General features: G+C 69.6%; 8 protein-coding genes. 6 read left to right on the forward strand and 2 right to left on the reverse strand.

The annotated features are described in order from the left end of the window. The first annotated feature begins 52 nt into the window (after positions 1-52). From ACFO5X_RS21145 to ACFO5X_RS21160, 4 genes are all read left to right on the forward strand, one after another. Positions 53-2,455 carry a glycosyltransferase gene (locus tag ACFO5X_RS21145; protein ID WP_380721007.1) on the forward strand — a complete coding sequence of 801 codons (2,403 nt, stop codon included), beginning with the start codon at positions 53-55 and terminating at the stop codon, positions 2,453-2,455. A gap of 6 nt (positions 2,456-2,461) precedes the next feature. Then, positions 2,462-3,124 (forward strand): hypothetical protein, encoded by a 663-nt coding sequence (locus tag ACFO5X_RS21150; protein WP_380721010.1) that lies wholly within the window; start codon positions 2,462-2,464, stop codon positions 3,122-3,124. Positions 3,125-3,128: 4 nt separating this feature from the next. Next, positions 3,129-3,893, forward strand: coding sequence for a sulfotransferase family protein (locus ACFO5X_RS21155; protein WP_380721013.1), 765 nt, complete (start codon positions 3,129-3,131; stop codon positions 3,891-3,893). A gap of 74 nt (positions 3,894-3,967) precedes the next feature. Continuing rightward, complete coding sequence (locus tag ACFO5X_RS21160; protein ID WP_380721016.1) at positions 3,968-4,498, forward strand: hypothetical protein; 531 nt, start codon at positions 3,968-3,970, stop codon at positions 4,496-4,498. Between the two features lie 10 nt (positions 4,499-4,508). Here ACFO5X_RS21160 and ACFO5X_RS21165 read toward each other — a convergent pair whose 3' ends face one another. Further along, positions 4,509-5,105, reverse strand: coding sequence for a hypothetical protein (locus tag ACFO5X_RS21165; protein ID WP_380721019.1), 597 nt, complete (start codon positions 5,103-5,105; stop codon positions 4,509-4,511). 137 nt (positions 5,106-5,242) lie between these two features. Between ACFO5X_RS21165 and ACFO5X_RS21170 the strand changes: the two genes are divergently transcribed. Further along, positions 5,243-6,664: a mannose-1-phosphate guanylyltransferase/mannose-6-phosphate isomerase gene (locus tag ACFO5X_RS21170; RefSeq protein ID WP_380721025.1), complete on the forward strand. Its 1,422-nt coding sequence runs from the start codon at positions 5,243-5,245 to the stop codon at positions 6,662-6,664. Between the two features lie 76 nt (positions 6,665-6,740). Here the strand turns inward: ACFO5X_RS21170 and ACFO5X_RS21175 are convergent, their stop codons facing one another. Continuing rightward, complete coding sequence (locus tag ACFO5X_RS21175; RefSeq protein WP_380721029.1) at positions 6,741-7,562, reverse strand: ABC transporter permease; 822 nt, start codon at positions 7,560-7,562, stop codon at positions 6,741-6,743. 98 nt (positions 7,563-7,660) lie between these two features. Between ACFO5X_RS21175 and ACFO5X_RS21180 the strand changes: the two genes are divergently transcribed. After that, positions 7,661-7,866, forward strand: a 206-nt coding sequence (locus ACFO5X_RS21180) for a hypothetical protein (protein WP_380721032.1), incomplete at its 3' end; no start/stop codon positions are given.

Consider the following 7,866-nt stretch of genomic DNA (forward strand, 5'->3'; position numbering starts at 1 on the left):
AGGACAGGCGATTGGGTCGGAGTCCGGATCCGACCGGGGCAAGAGAGCGCGCATGGACGGCGATGTCACGACATTCTGGCGGCAGTTCGATGCCCTGCGCGAGGCCGCCCTGGGCGGGGATATCGCCGCCGCCAACCGGCTGATCGCCACGCTGGCCCGCCGCCGCGCGCCCGGCGCGCCCGAGGCGGAGCGCGCGCGCACCGGCATGCTGGAGCTGCTGGCCGAACGCTTCGGCCTCGACCGGGACGGGCTGGATCTCGCGCCCTTCACACCGCAGGAAGTGCCGGCGGGGGCGATGCCGGGCTTTGCTCCGGCGGCCGGGCAGACGGGTCTGAGCCTGGTCACCTGCTGCATGAACCGCGAGGCCAATCTCAAGCGCGCGCTGGCCTCCTGGCTGGTCTGCCCCGAGATCGACGAGATCGTCATCGTCGACTGGTCCTCGACCCGTCCGGTGCGCGAGGCGCTGACGGCGGATGGGATCGACGACTCGCGAATCCGCGTTGTCAGGGTCGAAAACGAGCCGCGATGGATCCTGTCCTGGGCCTGCAACCTGGGGTTTCGCGCAGCCTCGGGCGACCGCATCCTGAAGGCCGACGCCGATATCGTGCTGAGCCCGGATTTCTTTGCCCGGAACCCGCTGGCCCCCGGGCAGTATATTGCCGGCAACTGGCGCACGGCGGGCGAGGACCAGGCCCATGTCAACGGCTTCTTCTACCTGCACCGCGCCGATCTGGCGGCGGTGGCGGGGTTCAACGAATTCATCACCACCTATGGCTGGGACGACGACGATCTTTATGACCGGCTCGACCAGGCGGGGGCGGTGCGCCGCGACGTGGCGCGCGGCACCATCCGGCATCTGCCGCATTCCGATGCCGAACGGCTGGGCGAGGCGGGCGGGGGGGACAGCGCGGGCGAGGAACTGGCGCGCGACACCATGCAGAAGATCCGCCGCAACCGGCTGCTCGCCCATATCATGCCCCAATGGGATACCCGGAAGACGCTGATGCCTTTCGAGGTGACCCGGGGCGGGACCGGCGACCTTGCCCTGGTCCGCGCCGGCTGGCTGCCGCATCCGGTCCCGGCCCAGGTGGAGGCCGATGTCGACCATTACGCCCGGCTCGAACTGACCTCCTGGCGGCTGGGGCCGCAGGTGCTCGATCTCGATCGCGGGCGGCTCGCCCTGCTGCTGGCGCGGCCCTTTGCCGACCTGGGTCCGCTCGACGTGGAACTGGCGCGGGGGAATGCGCCCGAACAGCTCGCCGCGCCCGGCGGCTGGCTGCTGCTGCGCACCGGCGCCGAGGGCATCGCCGGCCCCGCGGGCGGGGCTGCGGCCTTTGCCCGGCTGACCGCGCTGGCGGCGGAACGCGGCATGGCGGTGGTGATCTCGGGGCCCGGGCAGGCGCTGGCCGATCCCGAGCCCGAGGCGGCCCGTGCCTGCGCCTACATCCCCGCCAGGCACCTGCCGGCGCTGCCGCCGGAGGTCGGGGTCGCCGATCTGCAGGGAGCGGCGCCGGCGGCGCGCCGCTGGCGCGCGCTGGCCTGGACGGCGGCGACGGTGGCGGCGCTGAACCGGTCCGGTCCCGCCGCTCCGGCGCTTGCCGCCGTGCGCGGACGGATCTTCGCCGACGGCCAGCACGGGTTGGGCAACCGGCTGCGCGCCATCGCCTCGGCGGCGGTGATCGCCGAGCGAACGGAGCGCGAACTGGTGGTGGTCTGGCAGCCCGACGCCCATTGCGACGGCCGCTTCGCCGACCTGTTCGACTATGCCGGCGCGGTGATCGAGGAGGCTTTCCCGGCCGAGGCCGAAGGGCGCGGAATCAGGCTCTACAACTACATGGAAGTCGAGGAGGGCGCCGCCAAGGACGCCCCGGTCGCGGTCGATGCGCCGGGCGATCTCTACCTGCGCTCGGCCTATGTGATGAATTCGCCGCTGACCGACTGGGAGAGCGAGAACCGCTGGCTGCGCGGCCTGACGCCGGTGGCGGAGGTGCGCGAGATGATGGCCGGGGTGCGCCATCCCAACGACATCAGCGCCCATGTCCGCATGGCGGGCGGTGCGGCCTACGAACACCTGCCCTGGGAGGCCTCGGACGGCAACTGGAGCGCCGAGGGTCATGCGGCCATCGCGCACTGGCGCGAGAAGAGCCATTTCAACCATTTCCTGAAACGTATCGACGCGCTGACGGCCGAGGGCCGGGCCGGACGCATCTTCCTCGCGGCGGATGCGCCCGAGACCTACGAGGCCTTCCGTGCCTGCTATGGCGATCGCCTTGCCATGCTGGAACGTGCCGTCTATGACCGTTCGGCGGCCCAGCTGCGCTATGCCCTGGCCGACGCACTGCTGCTGGGCCGGGCGCCGCTGCTTCTGGGATCGACCTGGAGCTCGTTCTCGGAACTGGCGATGCGGATGGCGCCGCAGCAGATGGTGGTCGAGATGAGTGGCAAGGACTTCTGACACGACATGCGGGTTTTGTTCTCGAAGGGGTTCGCGGCCCTGTCCAAGCCGCGCTGCGGCTCGACCAGCCTGCGCCGGATGCTCGACCCGCTGCTCGATCCCGCGGCGGGCGACATCGCGGTCAACATGGGCGGCGAGCGGCCGCCCTTCCATCCCCATCTCACCGCGCCCTATCTCAAGCAGCTGCTGCGCGAGGCCGGCCATGACGCCGATGCGCTCGAATATATCATCACGGTGCGCCACCCGGTCGAGATGCTGTGGTCCTATCACAAGTTCTTCAAGCCGGACCTGCAGAGCCGCTACAACTTCGCGCCCGGCTGGGACGCCAGCCAGCCGATGGGTTTCGAACGCTGGCTCTTCGAGGGCCGGCTGGGCGCCAATCCCGCCTGGTCCGCGCTGGCGCCGGAATGGCCCTCGGGGCGCGACCTGTCGCATCTGAGCTTCGAGTTCTGTGCCATGAACCGCGACGGATCGCTCGCCGTCGACGAGGTGTTCCGCATCGAAGAGCCGCAGCGGCTGGCCGACTGGATCAGCGAGAAGGTGGGGCGACCGGTGCCGGTCCGCCATGTCAACCAGTCGCACGAGGCGGATCTGCCGCCGCTGGGGCCCGAGGCACTCGCCCGCATCCGTACGATGCTGCCCTACGAAAGCAAACTCTATGGAGTCTGACGACATGACCGACATCCCGGCAGAGCAGGCGCCCCGGCGCAAGAAGTACCGCAACTTCATTCATGCGCGCGAACAGAACTTCATTTTCGCCTTCATCCCCAAGGTCGGCTGCACCAACTGGAAGTCGATCCTGCGCTATCTCGCAGGCCAGCCCAACCACCTGAACGCCCGCCTGGCCCATGACGTGAAGAACAGCGGGCTGACCTATCTCGATCTTGAAGATCCCGGCGACCGCGCGCTGGTGGCGGATCCGTCTGTTCCGAAATACACCTTCGTGCGCGATCCCTATTCCCGGGTGCTCTCGGCCTATCTCAACAAGGTCGCCTCGCGCCTGCCCCCGGGCGAGCCGCAGGAGAACGAGAACCACTTCATCACCGTCGCCCGGGCGATCGACCGCTTTCGCCAGCGCAGGCTCGACACCGCAGTCTATCCCGAGGTGAATTTCGAGGTCTTTCTTCTCTGGGTGCGCGACGCCGCCACGCCGCTGCGCGACGACGGCCACTGGCGGTCGCAGACGCTGATGCTGCACTGGCCCGAGGTGAGCTTCGACTATGTCGGCCGTTTCGAGCGGCTGGCGGAGGATGCGCCCGTCCTGCTGGACAAGATGGGCTGCGACATTCCCTTCCCCTCGCAGAAGGACATCGGATTTGCGCCGACCCATGCCACGCGCAAGCTCGACATCCATTACACGCCTGCCACCTACGCCCTTGTGAACAGTCTCTACAAAGACGATTTCATCAATCTGGGCTATGAAATTCGCGAGGCCTGAGCGCGGCCGCAGGCTGACCTTCGACGGATGTGCCCCTGTGCGCGCCGGACCGGTCGGGACGAAAGGAAAACCCCTTGACCCAGACAGAGACATCTTCCGAGGGCGGCGCCTTTGCCGCGCTGACCGCGCAGATCGCCGCGCTGCAGGGCGGCGCCGTGAGGGCCGGTCATCTCGATCTCGGACCCGACCTGTGGCTCTCGGCCGACCCCGGCGGTCGGGCCACGCTGACCTGCCAGCCGGAGGAGGGGCGCATGGTGCTGCGCCTGGAGGCGGGCGACAGCGGCGCCTGGTCGGCGCTGGGACTGCGACTGCCGGTCGAGACCCTGGCGCGCGGCCGGTACCTGGGCCTGATGGTCGAGGCGACGGCGCGGGGCGCGCTGTCCTTCACGCCCACCCTGCGCTATGTCGCCGGCGGTGGCGGGACGGTCGATGTCGCCCCTCCCGAGCCGGTGGTGCTGGCCGGCGGACCGCGCCGGCACCTTGCCTGGCTGCCGCTCGACCGCGACCGCCTGGCCGCCAGCCGGGCCTGCGAGCTGAACCTGTTCTTCCACAACGACACGATGCAGCTGGAAATCGCCCGGCTGGAGCCGCTGCTGATCCTCTGAGCCGGCGCGCTCAGCCCTGCAGGAGGCGCAGGATCTCCTCGGCCCGGCGCCCCGCCGCGCCGGGCGCGGCGCGGTGGCCGGGATGCAGCAGCGTTTCGGGGTCGTAGGTGCCTGTCTCGGGCGCCTCCATCGCCGCCAGCTCGGCGGCGATCCGGCCGGCGTCCTGCGCCGAAAGATCCACCTCCAGCGCCGCCGCCAGCCGGGTCAGTTCGCGGGCCGGGTCGGCGATCATCCCGGCATAGGAGATCTCATGGTCGCTTCGCGCTTTCCAGCTTGTGTAGAGCCTGTTGTGATGGACCCAGGCCCGGCGGATCGCGGCCGGGTCGTCCGCCAGCCAGCCCATCCGGATCAGCGAGGCGAGGCACTCTTCGGCCGCCCGCCGCGTGGTCAGCACCAGGTCGGGGGCGAAATCCACCTCGCCGGGCTGGTGCGCCTTGACCAGATGGGTGCGCGCGGGGTGGTGCGGGTCGCGGTCGGCGACCCAGGCGGCATGCAGCCCGCCGGGGGCCTGCCCGAGCAGGCGGCGTGCGGCGTTGAAGGCCCAGGTGCTGCCCGAGCGCGGCACGCCGGCGACCAGGATGAGGCGGGGAGGGGCGGGATCGGTCATGGCCCTTCCTAAGGGCTGGACCGGGGGATCGTCCAGCCACCTGCGCCGCCGCCGGGCACCATTGCGGCTTGAATTCGCGGTATCAATCGGGGGATACATCGGGGGCAACGCATTCTGGATCGGCTCAAGTCCTCGTTATGATTACCCCCGTGCTTCTCTGCGGTGGCTCCGGCACCCGCCTCTGGCCGCTCTCGCGCAAGTCCTATCCCAAGCAGTTCGTGCCGCTGGTGGGCGAGACGACGCTGTTCCAGGCCTCGGCCAAGCGGCTCTCGGGCGCAGGCTTTGCCGCGCCGCTGGTTCTGACCAATGCGGATTTCCGCTTTATCGTGACCGAACAGCTGGCGGCGGCGGGGATCGACCCGGGCGCGATCCTGATCGAGCCGGAGGGGCGCAATACCGCCCCCGCGGTGCTGGCGGCGGCGCTCTGGCTGGAGAAGACCGACCCCGAGGCGCTGATGCTGGTGGCGCCCTCGGACCATGTGGTGCCCGACGCGGCCGCCTTCCGCGCGGCGGTCGAGGCCGGGGCCGTGGCGGCGCGCGCGGGGCAGCTGGTGACCTTCGGGATCAAGCCGACCCATGCCGAGACCGGCTATGGCTATCTCGAGCTGGCCGGCGATCCCGAAGGGTTCGCGGCGCACCCCCTGGCGCTGAAGCGCTTCGTCGAGAAGCCCGACGCCGCCCGCGCCGCCGAGATGGTGGCGGCCGGGACCTATCTGTGGAACGCCGGGATCTTCCTGTTCTCGGTGCAGACGATCCTTGCCGCCTTCCGCGCCCATGCGCCCGATCTGCTGGCCCCGGTTCAGGCGGCGGTGGACCAGGGCCGGCCCGACCTCGGCTTCCTGCGGCTCGACCCCGCGGCCTGGGGCGGGGCGGCGGATATCTCGATCGACTATGCGGTGATGGAGCGGGCCGACAACCTGAGCGTGGTGCCCTTCGCCGCGGGCTGGTCGGACCTGGGCGGCTGGGACGCGGTCTGGCGCGAGAGCGGGCCGGATGCGGCGGGGGTCGTGACCTCGGGGGCGGCGACGGCGATCGACTGCACCGACACGCTGCTGCGCTCGGAGAGCGAGCGGCTCGAGGTGGTGGGGATCGGGCTGGAGAACGTGATCGCCGTGGCGATGAACGACGCGGTGCTGGTGGCCTCGATGGACCGGGCGCAGGACGTCAAGAAGGCGGTCGAGGCGCTGAAGGCCAGGGGCGCGGTGCAGGCGACGCATTTCCCCAAGGATCACCGGCCCTGGGGCTGGTTCGAGAGCCTGGTGATCGGCACCCGCTTTCAGGTCAAGCGGATCCATGTCCACCCCGGCGCGGCGCTGAGCCTGCAGAGCCACCACCACCGCTCGGAGCACTGGATCGTGGTGGAGGGCACCGCGAAGGTGACGGTGGACGACGAGGTGAAGCTGATCAGCGAGAACCAGTCGGTCTATATTCCGCTGGGCGCGGTGCACCGGATGGAGAACCCCGGCAAGGTGCCGATGGTGCTGATCGAGGTGCAGACCGGCAGCTATCTCGGCGAGGACGACATCATCCGCTACGAGGATGTCTACGCCCGGTCCTGACAGGTGTCCCGGCCGGGACGGTGGGTCAACCAACTGAATAAAAGGATATCCCGGGAGAGTGATTTCGGGGGTACCCTCAGCTGTTCAGAATGTCGCGGTGATAGCGGCCCAGCAGGATCTGCCCGAAGGCCAGCAGCACCAGGCTGATCCCCAGCACGTAGACCGGGCTGGCATAGGTGGCGCCATAGGTCGAATAGAAGCCGCTGCGCATCAGGCCGGTGATATGGACCAGCGGGTTGAACCACAGGATCTCGCGGGCGACCTGGGGCAGATCCTCGTAGAGGTAGAGGATGGCCGAGGCCAGGAACAGCGGGCGGGTGATGATCGACCAGGCCACCTCCCAGATCGGGAACAGACCGGCGATCGCGCAGTTCACCGTGCCGACGCCGAGGCCGAGCAGCATCGCCAGGCCCATCGCCTCGAGGATCGGCATCAGGTCGAGCGTGCCGCGATGGTCGATCACCGTCAGGATGCCGCTGAACAGCAGCACCGAGATCACCACGCTGGTGAGGCTGTTGAGCAAAAAGCGCGCCAGTACCGCATCGATCCAGGTCACCGCCGGATAGAGCAGCAGCGGGCGGGAGAAGAAGATCGCCCGGGCCACCATGTTCGAGATGGTCTGATACATGTCGAAGGCCAGATAGCCCGAAGCGTAGAACAGCAGGAAGGACGACCCCAGCGAGGGCGTGCGGATCAGCAGAGAAAATCCGAGGCTGAGGACCAGGATGGCGCCAAGCGGCTCGATGATGCTCCACAGATAGCCGCCCGGCGTGCGGCCATAACGGGTCGACATCTCGCGCAGCATCAGCGCCAGCACCGTGCGCAGCGTCGCAAAGCGGCGCCGGCCGGCATCGGCCGGGGGCAGGGCGGGGGTCTGCGGCGGGGGCAGGGCGGCCATGAGGCGGTGTCTCGGGCTGGCGTCGGCGGGGGCTTTATGCAAGAGATACGGGGCAATTACAAACGGCTTCGCGCCGCGAGCGACAGGCAGAGATGAGCATGGACGGCAAGCCCGAGGAGGACCCGGCCCGGCGGCGCAGCACCGCCGCCGAAGGCAAGGCCGAGACATCGCAGCCGGCAGAGATCGGGTTCGACGACGACCTTCTCGACGACGACGACGAGGATCTGCCGCCGCGGCGCCGGGCCGCCCGCGCCGCCCGGCGCGCCGCGCTGCGCCGGGGCAGCGACGCGCCGCCGGTCCGCGC

Origin of the sequence: Seohaeicola nanhaiensis (assembly GCF_042654245.1) — a bacterium.
Taxonomy (GTDB): Bacteria; Pseudomonadota; Alphaproteobacteria; order Rhodobacterales; family Rhodobacteraceae; genus Seohaeicola_A; species Seohaeicola_A nanhaiensis.

Bases quoted from the DNA above. Each gene is read 5' to 3' on its own strand.
- ACFO5X_RS21175 (WP_380721029.1), bottom strand. From the start codon at position 7,562: ATGGCCGCCCTGCCCCCGCCGCAGACCCCCGCCCTGCCCCCGGCCGAT.
- ACFO5X_RS21145 (WP_380721007.1), top strand. From the start codon at position 53: ATGGACGGCGATGTCACGACATTCTGGCGGCAGTTCGATGCCCTGCGC.
- ACFO5X_RS21155 (WP_380721013.1), top strand. From the start codon at position 3,129: ATGACCGACATCCCGGCAGAGCAGGCGCCCCGGCGCAAGAAGTACCGC.
- ACFO5X_RS21170 (WP_380721025.1), top strand. From the start codon at position 5,243: ATGATTACCCCCGTGCTTCTCTGCGGTGGCTCCGGCACCCGCCTCTGG.
- ACFO5X_RS21150 (WP_380721010.1), top strand. From the start codon at position 2,462: ATGCGGGTTTTGTTCTCGAAGGGGTTCGCGGCCCTGTCCAAGCCGCGC.
- ACFO5X_RS21165 (WP_380721019.1), bottom strand. From the start codon at position 5,105: ATGACCGATCCCGCCCCTCCCCGCCTCATCCTGGTCGCCGGCGTGCCG.